The sequence below is a fragment of the Streptomyces kunmingensis genome (assembly GCF_039533535.1).
Classification (GTDB): domain Bacteria; phylum Actinomycetota; class Actinomycetes; order Streptomycetales; family Streptomycetaceae; genus Streptomyces; species Streptomyces kunmingensis.
This window is the reverse complement of record NZ_BAAATS010000006.1, coordinates 806,271-823,056: the sequence shown is the minus strand read 5'-3', so window position 1 is coordinate 823,056 and position 16,786 is coordinate 806,271. Positions and strand designations below refer to the sequence as shown.

Sequence of the window (16,786 nt, the reverse complement as noted above, 5' to 3'; positions counted from 1 at the left end):
CGGCTGTTGAAACCGCCAGCGTACGTGGATGAGGATGCCTGGCATGCGGAATATCGTCGCGCTCGACGCCCCCTCCAATCTGGGCCTGCGCCCGCCCGCCCCCGGCACGGTGCCCGGCGTGTACAAGCTCGCCGGCGCGCTGCGGGAGAACGGGATCGTGCGCAGGCTCGGCGCCTTCGAGGGCGGCGTCGTCGTCCCGCCGCGCTACGACCGCGGCGACTGGCAGGAGGGCGACGGGGTGTTCAACGCCGCCGCCCTCGCCACGTACACCGTGAGGCTCGCCGACCGGATCGAGCGGCACATCCGGGCGGGCGAGTTCCCGCTCGTCCTCGGCGGGGACTGCTCGATCCAGCTCGGCGCGGCCCTCGCGCTGCGCCGCGTCGGCCGCTTCGGGCTCGCGGCCGTCGACGCCTCGGCCGACTTCCGGCACCCCGGCAACGCGCGGCACGTCGGCGCGGCGGGTGGCGAGGAGCTGGCCCTCGCGACCGGCCGCGGGCAGGAGGACCTCACCGACCTGGAAGGGCTGCGGCCGTACCTGCGCGACGAGGACGTCCGGCTCTTCGGCGGACGCGACGCCTTCGAGGACGACCGCGCCGAACTCGCCGCCCTGAAGATCCCGAACGTGACCGTGGGCGAACTGCGCGAGTGGGGCGTCGACGACGTCGTGCGCGGCTTCGTGCAGAGCTTCGAGGTCCCGGTGCTCGACGGTTTCTGGGTGCATCTCGACGCCGACGTGCTCGACCCGAGCGTGATGCCGGCCGTCGACAGCCCGGACCCGGACGGACTGTTTCCGGACGAACTTCTCGCGCTGCTGCGGCCGTTGCTCTCCTCCCCGCGCTGTGTCGGTATGAACGTCACCATCTACGACCCCGACCTGGACCCGGACGGCACGGCGGGCGCCCTGCTCACCGACCTGGTCGTGGCCGCCTTTGCGCAATCCTGACCGGGGCGGCCCCTGGTCAGCTCGCCGATGACCATGTTCGATGGTCATCGGGGGCGGGCCGCGCCCCGTGGCATCGGGAGGCAGCCATGACCGTCGTACGACGTGAGGTACTGACCCTGCCCGGCGCGGAGTTGGGGCCGGTGAACCCGCTGCCGCCGCTGCGGCCCCTCGACCGGGTGCACCGGATCGACGAGCGCTTCAAGAAGGACCTGCCGCTCGACATGGCCCGGCAGCTCGGCCACCGGCCGCTGCGCAGCCTGCTCCCCGAGCGGCTGCGCGACGGATACGGGAGGGATCGGGCGCCGCTCGACCTCGACGCGATCGTGATCGAGAACGACCGCCTGAAGGTGACGGTGCTGCCCGGGCTCGGCGGGCGTGTCGCGTCCCTCTTCCACAAGCCGACCGGACGCGAACTCCTCTACCGCAACCCGGTGTTCCAGCCCGCCGCTTTCGCCCTCAACGGAGCCTGGTTCTCCGGCGGCATCGAATGGAACATCGGCGCCACCGGCCACTCCACCCTGTCCTGCGCACCCCTGCACGCCGCTCGCGCCACCGCGCCCGACGGCACGCAGATGCTGCGCCTGTGGGAGTGGGAACGGCTGCGCGACCTGCCGTTCCAGGTCGACCTGTGGCTGCCGGAGGGCTCCGACTTCCTCTACGTGGGCGTCCGCGTCCGCAACCCGCACGAGAAGCCCGCGCCCGTGTACTGGTGGTCCAACACCGCCGTGCCCGAGGAACGCCGGGTGATCGCGCCCGCGAGTGAGGCCTGGCACTTCGGATACGAGCGGGCCCTGCGCCGCGTCCCCGTGCCGGAGCGCGACGGAACCGACCGCACCTACCCCCTGAACAGCGAGTTCCCCGCCGACTACTTCTACGAGGTCGAGGACGGGCGGCGCCGCTGGATCGCCGCGCTCGACGAAAGCGGGCACGGGCTCGTCCAGACCTCCACCGACGTGCTGCGCGGCCGGAAGCTGTTCCTGTGGGGCAGCGGAACCGGTGGGCGCCGCTGGCAGGAGTGGCTCACCGAGCCCGGCACCGGCGGCTACGCCGAGATCCAGGCCGGCCTCGCGCGCACGCAGCTGGAACACGTACGCCTCGAGGCGGAGGGGGAGATCAGCTGGCTGGAGGCGTACGGGCCGCTGACGGCCGACGCCGAAACGGTTCACTCCGTGGGCTTCGAGGGCTGGGGCTCGGTCGTCGACGAGGTCGAGGGGCGCATCGAGCGGGCGCTGCCGCGCGCCGACGTCGAGGCCGCGTACGAGGCGTGGCTGCCGCATGCCGACACCGAACCGGGGGACCGGCTCGCCGTCGGATCCGGCTGGGGAGCGCTCGAAGTACTGCGTACGGGACTGAAGTTGCCGGGCACGCCGTTCGACGAGTCGACGCTTGGCGAGGCGCAGGCGCCGTGGCGGGAGCTGCTGGAGACGGGCGTCTTCCCCGAGCCGCGCCGGGTCGGCGCGCCCGGGCCGAGCCTGGTCTCCCCGCCCTGGCGGGACATGTTGGAGACGGCGCCGGCCCGGCCCCTGTGCGAGTACCACCTGGGCGTGGCGCAGTGGCATGCGGGGGACCGGGCGCAGGCCGTGCGCAGCTGGGAGCGTGGGCTCGAACTGGCCGCGTCCGACTGGCCGTTCCTGCGCTGCCTGGCGGTGGCCGACGCGACGGACGGGCACCGGGAGCGGGCCGCGGACCGGCACGCCGAGGCCTTCGACGACCTGTGCGCGGAGCGCCGGGACGACGGAGAGGCGTGGCGGGCCGCGACGGCGGCGCTCGGGCGCGAGGCGATCGAGGCGCTGCTTCTGGTGGGGCGGGTTCCTGAGGCCCGGGGTGTCTGGGAACGACTCCATGCGGGCACGCGGGCGCGTGGGCGGTTCCGGCTCCTGGAGGTTCAACTCCTGCTTGCCGAGAATGAGTTGGCGGCGGCTCGAGGCATCCTGGAGGCCGGGTTCGAGGTGGCGGACCTTCGGGAGGGTGCGGAGATCCTCGGGGAGCTGTGGGCCCGGGTCGCGCCCGGTGAGCCGCTGCCCGCGCGATATGACTTCCGCATGCGGCCGGGCCCCTCCGGCGCACCGGGGCTTCTCGGCCATTGAGATGCCGGTCCGGTAGTACTCAGCCCCTCCGGCGATTGAGGAGCGGGGTCCGGGGCGGAGCCCCGTGGCCTCGGCGCCGGAGGGGCTCGCGCTGCGGGCACGGCTGCCGCACCGTCGCGGCTGATCGCGCAGTCCCCCGCGCCCCTGGCGGGGCAGTACTCAGACCAGCTCCCCGTCCCGCGCCACCACGCGCCCCCCGTGGACGACGAAATCCCGCCGTGGCATATCGACCACGACCTGCGGCACACACTCCCCGCGCACCAGCACGAAGTCGGCCGGCGCCCCGGGCCTGAGATCCGCCCGGTCGAGCCCCAGCACCTCGGCGGAGCCGTCCGCGCCCACCGTGTAACAAGCGGCCAGCTCCTCATCGAGCCGCACATCCGTGACCCAGCCCAGAATGTGCGCCCGGTGCAGCATGTCCGCGTTGCCGAACGGGCTCCACGAGTCGCGCACGCCGTCCGAACCCAGCCCGACCCGCACCCCGTGCTTCTTCAGCTCGGTGATCGGCAGGACCAGGGACTCGTTCGGCGCGACGGTCGTCAGGGCGATGTCCAGATCAGCCAACTCGGCAGCGGTCGAAGCGAGTTCGGCGGGCGGCAGGAACGGCAGGCAGAAGACATGGCTCACGGTGACCTTGCCGCGCAGCGACAGCGCCCGGGTGCGCTCGATGATCCCGCGCAGCACCTTCGTACCCTTCTCGTCGCGGTCGTGGAGGTGGATGTCGACGCCGATGCCGTAGCGGTCGGCGAGATCGAAGACCAGGTCGAGCTGCTCGTCGAGGGCGTGGTCGAAGCTGATCGGGTCGATGCCGCCGATCATGTCGACGAGGCCGCTGCGCGCGGCGTCCTCCAGGAGCTTCGCCGTACCGGGCGTGCGGACCACGCCGTGCTGGGGGAACGCCACGATCTGCACGTCGAGCGCGTCCGCGAGCCGTTCCCGCGCCTCGGCGACGCCTTCGACCCCGGCGAGACCGTAGGCGGGGGCCACGTCCGCGTGCGCCCGCATCGCCCGGGTGCCGCGGGTGACGGCGTGTGCCATGAGGCTGTACGCGCGCTCGCCGACGGGCCGCTTCTGCGAGCGGAACAGCTCCACGTCCTGCGCGCAGTACTCCGCGATGCCGCTCGCGGGCTTGCGCGACACCCAGTCGCCGCCCCAGCTGGTCTTGTCCGGGTGGATGTGCGCGTCCACGAGCGAGGGCAGGGCGAGGCGCCCGCCGCCCTCGACCACTTTCGCGCCCCTGGGAGCGGGCTTGTCGCTGATCCGGCCGTCGATGACGGTGAGGTCCACGGCGTCCCGCGCGCCGAAGGGACGTACGTCGCGGAAGACGACGGCCTTCTCGGGGCGGGGCTTGCCAGGGTGATGCCCGGCGTCGGTCCCGGTCGTGGCCGCCGACGCCGCCGTGGGGGTGAGGGCCGCGCCGAGCGAGGCGGCGCCCGCGAGGACGCCGCGCCGCGAGAGGGGAGGAGGAGTCATGACGGAATCTCCTTCGAGTCCGGATGGGCCGTACTTCGGGTGGGGCCGTGCCTCTGGACGGGCCGTGTCTTCAGGTGGGGCCGTGCCTCTGGACGGGCCGTGCCCTTTTGTTGGGACGGCCCGGCGTGGGTCAGAGCGCGAGGCCCGAACGCACCACGCGCACGGGCGACTTGAGCACCGAGACGTCCGCCAGCGGGTCGCCCGCGACGAGCAGGACATCGCCCGCGTGGCCACGCGTCAGGCGGCCCGCCGTGCCGGTGAGGCCGAGCAGCCGCGCGGCGCCGGTCGTCGCGGTGCGCAGCGCGTCGAGCGCCGAGAGACCCGCCGCGCGCATCAGCTCGACCTCGCGGCCGATCGGCGTGATCGAGCCGCCCGACGAATCGGTGCCCGCCGCCAGCGGCACCCCCAGTTCGTGCGCGGCGAGCACGGCCTTCTTCAGGACCGGCAGATACGCGCGGCCGCGCTCGGCCAGGACCGGGTCGGAGGAGTCGGCGAGGCCCGCGATCGCGGTGAGGGTGGGGGTGAAGTACGTGCCACGGCCGCGCATCTCGCGCAGGGTGCGTTCGCCGACGAACACGCCGTGCTCCAGGGAGCGGATGCCCGCGGTCACGGCGTCGTGGCAGCCGCGCTCGCTGTAGCTGTGGCACAGGACGCCCCTGCCGCCGCGCCGGGCCGCCGCCACCACCTCGGCGAGCTGCTCGTGCGAGTACACCTGGGCGAGCGGGTCCTGCTCGGGAAGGCCCGCACGCTCGTTGACCCGCGTCTTCACGACGTCGGCGCCGCGCGCCAGGTTCACCTCGACGACCCGGCGCAGGGCCTCGGCGGACCGCACACCGTCCTTGAGCCGGGCCAGCGGTGTCAGGTCCGGGTCGGCGAGGACCGTGTCGCCGAGGTCGGGCGTGACGAAGACACCGGCGGCGCGCAGCCGCGGCGCGAGGCCGGGGGACCGGCGGGCCAGTTCCCGTACGGCGATGTCCTGGTAGAAGTTGGTGGAGCCGCTGCGCGCGCTGGTGGCGCCCTGCCGGACAGCGGTGCGCGCCTCGGCCGCGGTGTTGAGGTGGATGTGCGCGTCGATCAGGCCCGGCAGCATCCAGTGGCCGTGCGCGTCCAGGCGCGGGGTGTCCTCGGGGACGTCGACGCGGGCCCGCGAACCGGCCGCTCGGACCACGCCGTCGCGGATCACGACGACCGCGTCCTCGGTGACCTCGCCGGTCGCCGGGTCGAGCAGCGTGCCGCCCTCGACGACCAGGTCACCGGCGCGGCCGGGACGGATCGGTGCCGCGGCGGCCGGGGACGTACCGGCGGCGAGGGCGGTGGCGGTGCCGGCGAGGGCCGCGGAAGCGGCGAGTACTCCGCGGCGGGTCAGTCGACCGGAGGGGGGTTCGGCGGGCTCGACACACATGGGGGGCTCCTTGAGGGGGAGGAGAACCTGGCCCGACATTTTGTATACCAAATGCGAAGGCGCGGCAAGATCGACCCCGGAGACTTGCGCTCGTGTGGGGTGTTCTTCGTGAATGTCCAGCAGTTTTCCTGGGCGGCCGACCTCGCTACGAGCTCTTGGTATACAAACTCTCCTCGCTGCGACCGTCTCCGCGACCGTCTCCGAAGAGGGACTTCATCGCGACCGCCCGGCTGTCCCTGACGTGCAGCAGCGTGCACGCCGCCGCGGCCTCCTCGTCGCCCACCGCGATGTACCGGAACATGTCCGCGTGCTGCGCCCGCATGTGCGCGGGCTCCTCGCGCATCCCGAACAGGAGCTGCAACTGCCAGCTCACCTGCTCCACAGTGCGGGCCAGCAGGGGATTGCCGCCGAGCGCCACGACCTCCTCGTGGAACGCCGTGTGCGCCGCCACCTCGCGCGGCCCCTCGTCCGCGGCGGCCGCCCGCTCGGCCCGGGCCAGGACTTCCCGCAGCGCCGTCAGGCCCGCCGGTTCGTGCGGCCGGGCGGCTGCCACCGCGCGGGCGGCGAGCCGCGAGGCCTGCACGGCCAGCGGCTCCCACACCTCGTACAGCTGCCGTACGTCGTCCCGCTCCAGGCGCCGTACCCGGACGCCGCTGTGCGGAAGCAGCTCCAGGAGACCCTCGGTGACCAGGGCGCGCAGGGCCTCGCGCACCGGCACCCGGGACATGTTCAGCTCCTCGGCGACCTCGCGCTCCACGAGCCGCGCGCCCATCGGGTAGCGGCGCTCGACGATGCGCCGGCGCACCTCCTCGCGCGCCCGCACGCTCAGGGACGTCCGTCCCTGCCCCGGCTCCGCCTGCTTGCCCGTCACGTGCACCGTCCCTCGCCGTACGCTCCGGGCGAGGATACGTGCGCATGTGCCGGGATCCGGGACCGAGGCCGGTCCACAACCCCGTCGAAGCAGGCCCGCGCAACCCCGGAAGCGGGGTCTCAGGACTCTTCGGGCACCTGTCGGTCCACGTATTCGAAGACCGAGCCGTCGGGGTGCAGGGCGATGAGATTGCGGCCCGCCGGGGTCGGCACCGGGCCCGCGATGACCTTCGCGCCCGACGCCGTCAGGACCGTGTTGGCCTCGTCCACGTCACGGACGGCGACCGTGGCCGTCACCTTGCGCAGCACTTCCAGCTCCTGCTCGGGACCGCTCATCAGGAGGAAGCAGCCGACGGCGGCGACGGAGACCCCGCCGCGCTCGAAGCGCAGCGCTCTGCTGCCCGTGAGCTGTTCGTAGAACGTCACCGAGGACTCCAAATCCTCGACGCAGATGCGCAGCGTGGTGCCCAGGATCTCCATACCCCGGAGCCTAGTTGACGAGGCGCGGGAGCGTGATCGCTTCGGCGGGTGCGGCCCTCGCCCTCGGTATACCCGACCGGGGCGCCGCTCCGATCAGGGCGCCGCTGCGACCGGAGCGCCGCTGCGACCGGGGTCCCGTAGTCCTGAATGCGTAGACACATGACGTTTGACTGTCGCTGACCGAGGGGACGCGGGAAGCTCCACCCACGTGTCACCGGGAGGAGAACCGTGAGCCGATCGCGTGTACTGATCGTCGGTGCCGGATTCGCCGGATACCGGGCCGCCCGCACGCTGGCCCGGACGGCCCGGCACACCACCGAGGTCACCCTGCTCAACCCGACCGACTACTTCCTGTACCTGCCGCTGCTGCCGCAGGTCGCCGCCGGCGCCCTGGAACCGCGCCGCGTCACCGTGTCGCTGTCCGGCACGCTGCCGCACGCCCGGCTCGTGCTCGGCGAGGCCGCCTCCGTGGACCTCGACGCCCGCACGGTCCACTACACCGGCCCCGAGGGCGGGCACGGCACCCTCGCCTACGACCGGCTCGTGCTCGCCGTCGGCAGCGTCAACAAACTGCTTCCGGTGCCGGGAGTCGCCGAGCACGCCCACGGCTTCCGCGGCCTGCCCGAGGCGCTGTACCTGCGCGACCATGTGACCCGGCAGATCGAACTCGCCGCCGTCGCCTCCGACCCCGCCGAGGCCCGCGCCCGCCGCACCTTCGTCGTGGTCGGCGCCGGCTACACCGGCACCGAGGTCGCCGCCCAGGGCCAGCTGCTGACCGACGCGCTCGTCAGCAAACAGCCCCGCCTGCACCCGAGCCCGCCGCGCTGGCTGCTCCTCGACATCGCGCCGCGCGTCCTGCCCGAACTCGACGAACGCCTCTCCGGCACGGCGGACAAAGTGCTGCGGGGGCGCGGCGTCGAGATACGGACCAACACCTCCGTGCGGGAGGCGACGAGCGACGGAGTGCGCTTGGACAACGGCGAGTTCGTCGCCACCCGCACCCTTGCGTGGTGCGTCGGCGTGCGCCCCGATCCGCTGGTCGAGGGGCTGGGGCAGCCGCTGGAGCGCGGGCGGCTGCTCGTCGACGCGTTCCTCGGCCTCCCCGGCCACTCCGAGGTGTTCGCCTGCGGGGACGCGGCCGCCGTGCCCGACCTCGAGAGGCCCGGCGAGTACACCCCGATGACGGCTCAGCACGCCTGGCGCCAGGGGAAGGTGGCCGGACTCAACGTGGCCGCGTCCCTCGGCCGCGGCGTGCAGCGCAGCTACCGGCACAAGGACCTCGGCTTCACCGTGGACCTCGGCGGCGCGCAGGCCGCCGCGAACCCGCTCGGCATCCCCCTGGCCGGGCCCCTCGCGGGCGCCGTCACCCGCGGCTACCACCTCGCGGCGCTGCCCGGGAACCGGATCAGGGTCGCCGCCGACTGGCTGCTCGACGCCGTACTGCCGCGTCAGGCCGTCCAGTTGGGCCTCGTCCGCTCCTGGTCGGTGCCCCTCGACACCGCGTCGCCCGAACTGGCCCAGGTGCCGGGCCCCACCCCGCGCCCGCCCGAAGGAGAGACCCGATGACCACCCTCACCGACACCGAACTCCACGACCTCGCCCAGCAGTTGCGGGTCGACTCGGTCCGCGCGGCGGCAGCCGCCGGATCCGGCCACCCGACCTCGTCGATGTCCGCCGCCGACCTGCTGGCCGTCCTCCTCGCCCGCCACTTCCGCTACGACTTCACCCGCCCCGCCCACCCCGGCAACGACCGCTTCGTCCTCTCGAAGGGTCACGCCTCACCGCTGCTCTACGCCGCATACAAGGCGGCCGGCGCCATCGACGACACAGAACTGCTGACCTTCCGCACCCTCGGCAGCCGCCTCGAAGGGCACCCGACGCCCCGGCGGCTGCCCTGGGTCGAGACGGCCACCGGCTCCCTGGGCCAGGGACTGCCCGTCGGGGTCGGCATCGCGCTCGCGGGCAAGCGCCTGGACCGGATCGGCTACCGCGTCCACGTCCTGTGCGGCGACAGCGAACTCGCCGAAGGATCCGTGTGGGAGGCCGCCGAGCACGCCGGGTTCGAGCACCTCGACAACCTCACCGTCACCGTCGACGTCAACCGGCTCGGCCAGCGCGGACCCACCCGGCACGGCCACGACCTCGACGCGTACGCGCGCCGCTTCCAGGCGTTCGGCTGGCACACGATCGAGATCGACGGCCATGACATCGCGGCCATCGACCTCGCGTACGCCGAGGCCCGCGACACCGTCGGACAGCCCACCGCCATCCTCGCCCGCACCCTCAAGGGCAAGGGCGTCGCCGCCGTCGAGGACCGGGAGGGCCTGCACGGCAAGCCGCTGCCCGAACCGGACGAGGCGGTCTCCGAGCTGGGCGGCGACCGGGGGCTGCGCGTCGAGGTCGCGGCGCCGCCCGCCGCCCGCTCCCTGCACGCCGTCCGCAGCGGCCACCTCGACCTGCCCCGCTACGAGACCGGCGAGGAGGTCGCCACCCGCGACGCCTACGGCCAGGCGCTCACCGCGCTCGGCACCGCCCGCGGCGACGTCGTCGCCCTCGACGGCGAGGTCGGGGACTCCACCCGCTCCGAGTACTTCGCGAAGGAGCACCCCGAGCGGTACTTCGAGTGCTACATCGCCGAGCAGCAGCTCGTCGCCACCGGCGTCGGAATGGCGGCCCGCGGCTGGCTCCCGTACGCGTCCACGTTCGCCGCGTTCCTGACCCGCGCGCACGACTTCATCCGGATGGCCGCGATCAGCGGCGCCGGCATCAACCTCGTCGGTTCGCACGCCGGGGTCGCCATCGGACAGGACGGGCCCTCACAGATGGGCCTGGAGGACCTCGCGATGTTCCGGAGCGTGCACGACTCCACGGTCCTCTATCCCTGCGACGCCAACCAGACGGCCCGACTGATCGCCACTATGGCCGAGTTGACGGGCGTCCGGTACCTGCGGACCTCACGCGGCAAGACACCGGTGATCTACCCGCCCCACGAGGAGTTCCCCGTCGGCGGCAGCAAGGTGCTGCGCTCCGGGCGCGACGACCGCCTCACGATCGTCGCCGCCGGCGTCACCGTGCACGAGGCGCTGCGCGCCGCGGACGAGCTCGCGGACGCCGGCATCCCCGTCCGCGTCATCGACCTGTACTCCGTGAAGCCCGTCGACCGGCACACCCTGCGGGAGGCCGCGCGGGCCACCGGCTGCCTGGTGACCGTGGAGGACCACTACTCGGAAGGCGGTCTCGGGGACGCCGTGGCCGAGGCCTTCGACGACGGTGCTCCCGTGCCCCGCCTGGTGCGGCTCGCCGTCGACCCGATGCCGGGATCGGCCACGCCGCAGGAGCAGCTGCGGGCCGCCGGGATCGACGCGGCGAGCATCGCGGCCGGGGTCGCCCTGCTCGTCGAGCAGGCCGTCACGCCCTGACGCCGCGGCACGTCCGCCGGGCGCGGGGTGTCGACAGACGTCTCCTCCACAAGTCGCGCACAAATAAGGAGAGTTGAAGGTTTGGCCACGGATTGAGCGGTGACTCGGAGTGCGAGGCGCCTGCCCGTCGGCGAGCCACCGGGTGAGCCCGGGACGGCCGGGGCGTGTGCAACGGCCGACGGCGCGTCCGCCGCGTCGAGCGGGGCCGGTCCGTGCCGGTCCGGCCCGCGCCGCGCGGTGTGTGGAGGCGACCGGCCCCCGCCGTCCCTCCTGCCTCACACATGTGCATCACAGACCGAGCACAGACCGAGGGAGACAGCTCTCCATGACCGTTGTCCCTGCACAGCAATCAGGCGGCGGTGGCGGCACCAGTGGCCTGTACGACGTACTCGAACTCGTGCTGGACCGCGGACTCGTCATCGACGCGTTCGTCCGTGTCTCGCTGGTCGGCATCGAGATCCTGAAGATCGACATCCGCGTCGTCGTCGCCAGTGTCGACACCTATCTCCGCTTCGCCGAGGCGTGCAACCGGCTCGACCTGGAGGCCGGGCCGCACCGCAGCCCCGGCCTGCCCGACCTCGTCGGTTCCATGACCGGGTCCGGCGAGGACAGCAGCTCCGACAGCAAGACCAAGGGCGCCCTGTCCGGCGCCGCCGAGACCCTCTCGAACGCCTTCGGCCAGGCCCGCGAGGAGAGCCGGTCCGAGTCGCGGAGCGCCCGACGGGCCCCGAGCCGTAGTAAGGAGGCACGGGAATGAGCAGCACATACGTCTACGGCATCGCGAGCGCCGACCACCCCGCGCTGCCCGACGGCATGGAAGGCATCGGCGATCCGGCGCGCACGGTCCGGCTCGTGAAGGAAGGCACGCTCACGGCGATCGTGAGCGACGCCCCGGACGATCTGCGGCCCAAGCGGCGCGATCTGCTCGCGCACCAGAACGTACTGGCCGAGGCGGGCGCCGGCGGCGCGGTGCTGCCCATGCGGTTCGGCAACGTCGCCCCCGACGAGGAGGCCGTCGCCACGGTGCTGGCCGAGCGCGCCGAGCACTACCGCGAGCGGCTGCGGGAGCTCGACGGCAAGGTCGAGTACAACGTCAAGGCGCAACACGACGAAGAGGCCGTACTGCACCGGGTGATGGCGGAGAGCGCCGAGATCCGCACGGTGACGGAGGCCAACCGGCGGGCGGGCGGCGGCAGCCACGAGGAGAAGCTGCGGCTCGGCGAGCTGGTCGTGGCGGCGGTGCAGGCCCGCGAGGCCCAGGACGCCGTCACGTTGCAGCGGCTCCTGGAGACGGCCGCCGACGCCGTGTCGACCGGGGCACAGAGCACCGGCTGGCTGGCCAACATCTCGTTCCTCGTCGACAGGTCGGCCGCCGAGCACTTCCTGGCCGCGGTCGAGACGGCCCGCCGCGAGCTCGCGCACGTCGAACTCAGGGTCAACGGCCCGCTCCCGCCCTACAGCTTCGTGGAGCCGGGGCCGTCGGAGCCCGTCGGCACGGAGTGATCTGAACCCGAACGGAACCAGCAGACATTCGACCGTAGCGAGGACCAGGTCCTCGACCGGGTGGAGGCACAGTGAACCGAGCAGCTCTCGGCCTCGCGGTAGGGGCCGGATACGTCCTCGGGCGTACGAAGAAGATGAAGCTGGCGTTCGCCGTCGGCACGATGGTCGCGGGCAAGCGGCTGAAGCTGAGCCCGCGCGCGCTGGCCGAACTGGTCAGTACGCAGCTGGAGAAGAACCCGCAGTTCAAGGAGATCGGCGACCAGCTCCGCCAGGACCTGCGCGGCGTCGGCACGGCCGCGTCGGGCGCCCTGGTCGAGCGGCAGCTCGAAGGCCTCGCCGGCCGGCTGCACTCGCGGACGCAGGGCGTGCAGGACCGCATCGCGGGCGTCACCCCGGACGCGGGAGACGTGCGGGACGCGGGGGACCGGGTGACGGGCGTGGTGCGCGGGCGCCGGCGCCGCCATGAGGATGAGGAAGAGGAACGTGGCGAGGACGCGGCGTACGCGGATGACGAGGCGTACGACGACGAACGCGACGTAGACGCGGACGACGAGCAGCGTGACGCGGAGGACGAGAACCGCGACGTCGAGAACGAGAGCTACGAGGACGAGAGCGGTGCTCGCGCTGAGAAGTCCTCGGCGAACGGACGAGCCGGAGCGGCCCGCAAGAGGGCCACGGCGAAGAAGGCGCCCGCCAGGAGCAGTACGGCGAAGAGCACGGAGAAGGGCACGGAGAAGGGCGCGAGCAACGGCCGGGCGGCCGGCGGCGCCAAGGCGTCCGCCACCAGGGCACCCCGGGCCGCCAAGAAGACCGCGGGCAGCGCGACCCGCGCCGCGAGGGGAGGCCGTGGCCGTGGCTGACTCCTCGAACAATGCGCTCGGTGGCATAGCCAAGAGCCAGGCCGTCGACCACCTCAAGTCCGAACTGCAGGGCTACCTCGCGGCGCAGACCGAACGCCTCCTGGTCGGCGCGGGACGCAAACTGGGCGAGACGACGGTCAAGCTGACCGATATCGCCGAGGGCAACAGCCCGGGCTTCGCCAAACTCGCGCTCGACGGCGGCCGCAAACTGGCCGAGGGCAAGGGGCCGATGCGCAGCGCGGTCGAGCTGGGCGCGGGCCACCTCAAGGACAAGGTCGTCGGGGCGTTCAAGAACCTCGGCGGCAAGGGCAAGCGCAAGGGCGGCGCGGGCAAGAAGCCCACCGTGATCATGGAGTTCGTCGACGTCGGCGTCGACCTGCGCACCGCCTACGACCAGTGGACCCAGTACCAGGAGTTCAGCACCTTCGCGAAGGGCGTCAAGAACGCGAACCGCGCCGACGACGTCACCTCCGACTGGCAGCTCAAGGTGTTCTGGTCCAACCGCAGCTGGAAGGCGCACACCACCGAGCAGCTCCCCGACGACCGGATCCAGTGGACGTCCGAGGGCGCCAAGGGCACGACGAAGGGCGTCGTCACCTTCCACCCGCTGGCCGACCGGCTCACCCGGGTCCTGCTCGTCATCGAGTACTACCCCAAGGGCCTGTTCGAGAAGACGGGCAACATCTGGCGCGCCCAGGGCCGCCGGGCCCGTCTCGACCTCAAGCACTTCGCCCGCTTCGTGACCATCCGCGGCGAGGCGAGCGACGGCTGGCGCGGCGAGATCAGGGACGGCGAGGTCGTCCAGAGCCATGAGGACGCCCTGGAGCAGGAGCAGGAGCAGGAGCAGGAGCAGGAGCAGGAACAAGGGCAGGAGCAGGAGGCGCAGGACAAACCGGCGGACGACGCGTACGAGTCGCAGGACGCCGAGGCCGATGCGGACGAGGCCGACGACGAGTACGAGGACGAGGACGAGTACGAGGGAGAAGGCGAGGGCGAGCCCGAGGCGGAGTACGAGGACGCCGCGGACGAGCCCGATGAGACCGACGAGCCCCCGTCGGACGACGTCGAGTCGGACGAGGACGTCGAGGCTGACGAGGCGGAGGAGCGGCGGCCGGCCGCAGCCGGGCGGGCCCGGCACTGACCCGCGGGTGATCCGTTCCGGGGCGGGACCTCATCGGGGTCCCGCCCCGCGCACGTCAGGACGCGACGGCGCCGCCCGGCTGCTTGCGGCAGAGGATCTCGCCGTGCAGCACCGCGAACCACGCGTCCTCGTGCGTACCCCACTCCCGCCACGCCTCGGAGACGGCCGTCAGCTGCTCGGGGGTCGCGTGGCCGCCGCCCGTCGCGCGCCCGGCGTACGCCGAGGCGACCGTGCGGTCCGCCCACAGCCCGCTCCACCAGGCGATCTCGTCCGGCGTCGCATAGCACCACGTACCGGCAGTGGAGGTGACGTCCGCCGCCGCGAAACCCGCCCGCAGTGCCCACGCCTTGAGATGCCGTCCCGCGTCCGGCTCGCCGCCGTTGTCCCGTGCCACCCGCCGGTACAGATCCAGCCAGTCGGTCATGCCCGGCGACTGCGGATACCAGGTCATCGCCGCGTAGTCGGAGTCGCGTACGGCGATGTAGCCGCCGGGTTTGGTGACGCGCCGCATCTCGCGCAGCGCCTGCACCGGGTCGCCGACGTGCTGGAGGACCTGGTGCGCGTGGACGACGCAGAACGTGTCGTCCGGCCAGTCCAGGGCGTGCACGTCGGCGGTCGTGAACTCGACGTTCGTCAGGCCCCGTTCGGCGGCCGTGGCCCGTGCCTGGTCGAGGATGCCGGGTGCGTGGTCGGCCCCGACGACATGGCCGTCCGGGACCAGCGCGGCCAGGTCCGCGGTGATCGTCCCCGGGCCGCAGCCGATGTCCAGGATCTTCATGTGCGGCTTGAGCGAGCCGAGCAGGTAGGCCGCCGAGTTGGCGGCGGTGCGCCAGGTGTGCGAACGCAGCACGGACTCGTGGTGGCCGTGGGTGTACACGGCGGTCTCCTGCGACATGACCCGATCCCCTTCACGGTGCGACAACGCGCCCGGGGCGAGCGCCCCGGGCGGCCTCATCAACGTACGCCGTGTATTCGGATCGTGAGATACCCGTCTTGTTATGTGGACCGCACCACGGTCACAGTATGCTCAGCGGCCGGTACACGCGCAGTGCTTCGTGCTGCTTGTCGACCGTCAACTGACGTCCGCACTCGGTGACTTCACCGTCGTAGGCGAGCGGGGTGCCGGGCGAGACGCCGTCGACGTGCAGCTGCGTGACCCGGGTCGCGGTGTGGAACGGGGAGTTGGACAGCGGACCCGACAGGGCCGCCGCGAGCAGCCGCACACCGGGCAGCCGGCCGCCGCTGACGGTGCGTACGTCGAGGAGGCCGTCCGCGAGGTCCGCACGCCGGCCCGCCGTCAGGCCCATCCGCCGGTAGGTGCAGTTCCCGGCGAACAGCAGCCACAGCGGCCGCTTCTCCCCGTGCACCTCGACCTCGAGCGGGTGGTCGCGGCGCAGCACGTGCACCGCGCCCACGACATCGGCGAGCCGGCCGCCGATCCGCCCCGACCAGCGCTCGCGCTCCCGCACCAGCTCCGGGTAGGCGCCCAGACTGAACGTGTTGAGGAAGATCCCGGAGGCCTTGTCCGAGCGGAACCGGCCCACGTCGACCGCGACCGCGTCACCGCCGATGACCGCCCGCACCAGATCGCCCGCGTCCTCGATGCCGAGGTCGTACGCGAAGTGGTTCAGGGTGCCGCCGGGCAGCACCGCCAGCGGCAGATCGTGCTTCAGCGCCACCTGCGCGGCCGTGTTCACCGACCCGTCGCCGCCCGAGATGCCCAGGGCGCGGGCGCCCTGCGCCGCCTTCTCCAGCGCGGCCGGGATCTCGGCGCCCTCGCACTCCACGAACTCGGCCAGCGGCAGCGCGTCCCGCAGGACACGCACCCGCTCCGGGGTTCCCGCCTGGGTGTTCACCACCATCACCAGGCCCTCGCCGTCGGGCAGCGCCGGCACGTCCTCCACCAGCGGGCGCCCCGGCGACGGCATCTGGTCGCGGGTCGGCACCAGACCGCGGACGGCGAAGGCCGCGCCCACGCCGAGCGCCGCGCCCGCGATCACGTCACCGGGGAAGTGCGCGCCCGTGTAGACCCGGGAGGCCGCCACCGAGAACGCCACCGGGGCGATCGCCGCACCCCAGCCGCGCGACTCCAGGGCGACCCCCGTCGCGAACGCCGCGGCCGAGGCGGCGTGCCCCGAGGGGAACGACGTGGTGAACGGCTGCCGCTTCAGGCGGCGCACTATCGGCACCGCGTCGAGCGCCGGCCGCGTCCGGCGCACCGACCGCTTCCCGAGCGTGTTGATCGTGGCGGAGGCGAGGGCCAGCGAGGCGACCCCGCGCAGGGCGGCCCGGCGGGCCCGCGGCGAACCCGTCGCCGCGAGGGCCCCGCCCACCGCGAACCACAGGACGCCGTGGTTGGCGGCCCGGCTCAGGCCGGGCAGGATCCGCTCGGCGCCGGGCCAGCGCTTTTCGGCGGCGTTCTCGAAGAGCCGCATGTCGAGGGCGGCCAGCCGACCGCGCAGGGAAGGCCCGGGCCGCGGCGCTTCCTCAGCGGCTCTCGGCAGCTTGGAGATGTCGAAGTCGGCACACATGCCACGACGACTACCCCGGGCCGGGCCCCGCACCCAGGTCCGCGCCCCCTATTCGTTTGCCCGTCACCCGCACGGCC

14 protein-coding genes are annotated in these 16,786 nt (G+C 73.0%); 8 read left to right on the top strand and 6 right to left on the bottom strand.

Annotated elements, in window-relative coordinates:
- The first annotated feature begins 43 nt into the window (after positions 1–43).
- Entirely contained in the window at positions 44–943 is a 900-nt protein-coding gene (locus tag ABD366_RS11720; RefSeq protein ID WP_324773420.1) for an arginase family protein, read from the top strand.
- Between the two features lie 86 nt (positions 944–1,029).
- Entirely contained in the window at positions 1,030–3,030 is a 2,001-nt protein-coding gene (locus ABD366_RS11715; protein WP_324773422.1) for a DUF5107 domain-containing protein, read from the top strand.
- A gap of 159 nt (positions 3,031–3,189) precedes the next feature.
- Here the strand turns inward: ABD366_RS11715 and ABD366_RS11710 are convergent, their stop codons facing one another.
- The 4 genes from ABD366_RS11710 to ABD366_RS11695 all read right to left on the bottom strand — a co-directional run bounded on the left by ABD366_RS11710 (position 3,190) and on the right by ABD366_RS11695 (position 7,255).
- Positions 3,190–4,503 carry an amidohydrolase family protein gene (locus ABD366_RS11710; RefSeq protein ID WP_324773424.1) on the bottom strand — a complete coding sequence of 438 codons (1,314 nt, stop codon included), beginning with the start codon at positions 4,501–4,503 and terminating at the stop codon, positions 3,190–3,192.
- Positions 4,504–4,633: 130 nt separating this feature from the next.
- Positions 4,634–5,905, bottom strand: coding sequence for an amidohydrolase family protein (locus ABD366_RS11705; RefSeq protein WP_324773426.1), 1,272 nt, complete (start codon positions 5,903–5,905; stop codon positions 4,634–4,636).
- A 145-nt stretch (positions 5,906–6,050) separates the two neighbouring features.
- Positions 6,051–6,776 (bottom strand): GntR family transcriptional regulator, encoded by a 726-nt coding sequence (locus tag ABD366_RS11700; protein ID WP_324773428.1) that lies wholly within the window; start codon positions 6,774–6,776, stop codon positions 6,051–6,053.
- 119 nt (positions 6,777–6,895) lie between these two features.
- Positions 6,896–7,255, bottom strand: a complete 360-nt coding sequence (locus tag ABD366_RS11695; protein WP_324773430.1) for a VOC family protein — start codon at positions 7,253–7,255, stop codon at positions 6,896–6,898.
- A 228-nt stretch (positions 7,256–7,483) separates the two neighbouring features.
- On the opposite strand from ABD366_RS11695, the gene ABD366_RS11690 reads away from it, so the two are divergent.
- From ABD366_RS11690 to ABD366_RS11665, 6 genes are all read left to right on the top strand, one after another.
- Positions 7,484–8,821: an NAD(P)/FAD-dependent oxidoreductase gene (locus ABD366_RS11690; protein ID WP_324773432.1), complete on the top strand. Its 1,338-nt coding sequence runs from the start codon at positions 7,484–7,486 to the stop codon at positions 8,819–8,821.
- On the top strand, positions 8,818–10,674 hold the full coding sequence (locus tag ABD366_RS11685; RefSeq protein WP_324773434.1) for a transketolase: 1,857 nt from the start codon (positions 8,818–8,820) through the stop codon (positions 10,672–10,674). Before ABD366_RS11690 ends, ABD366_RS11685 begins: the two co-directional genes overlap by 4 nt.
- A gap of 325 nt (positions 10,675–10,999) precedes the next feature.
- Positions 11,000–11,431 (top strand): gas vesicle protein GvpJ, encoded by a 432-nt coding sequence (gene gvpJ / locus ABD366_RS11680; RefSeq protein ID WP_324773436.1) that lies wholly within the window; start codon positions 11,000–11,002, stop codon positions 11,429–11,431.
- Entirely contained in the window at positions 11,428–12,177 is a 750-nt protein-coding gene (locus ABD366_RS11675; RefSeq protein ID WP_324773438.1) for a GvpL/GvpF family gas vesicle protein, read from the top strand. The genes gvpJ and ABD366_RS11675 overlap by 4 nt, the downstream gene beginning before the upstream one ends.
- A 71-nt stretch (positions 12,178–12,248) precedes the next feature.
- On the top strand, positions 12,249–13,037 hold the full coding sequence (locus ABD366_RS11670; protein ID WP_324773440.1) for a DNA primase: 789 nt from the start codon (positions 12,249–12,251) through the stop codon (positions 13,035–13,037).
- On the top strand, positions 13,024–14,178 hold the full coding sequence (locus ABD366_RS11665) for an SRPBCC family protein (RefSeq protein WP_324773442.1): 1,155 nt from the start codon (positions 13,024–13,026) through the stop codon (positions 14,176–14,178). The genes ABD366_RS11670 and ABD366_RS11665 overlap by 14 nt, the downstream gene beginning before the upstream one ends.
- A 55-nt stretch (positions 14,179–14,233) precedes the next feature.
- Here ABD366_RS11665 and ABD366_RS11660 read toward each other — a convergent pair whose 3' ends face one another.
- Together ABD366_RS11660 and ABD366_RS11655 are read right to left on the bottom strand one after the other, a co-directional pair.
- A complete protein-coding gene (locus ABD366_RS11660) occupies positions 14,234–15,073 on the bottom strand; it encodes a class I SAM-dependent methyltransferase (RefSeq protein WP_324773444.1) in 840 nt (279 codons plus the stop codon).
- A 121-nt stretch (positions 15,074–15,194) separates the two neighbouring features.
- Positions 15,195–16,709, bottom strand: a complete 1,515-nt coding sequence (locus ABD366_RS11655) for a bifunctional phosphatase PAP2/diacylglycerol kinase family protein (RefSeq protein ID WP_344441599.1) — start codon at positions 16,707–16,709, stop codon at positions 15,195–15,197.
- Between the last annotated feature and the right edge of the window lie 77 nt (positions 16,710–16,786).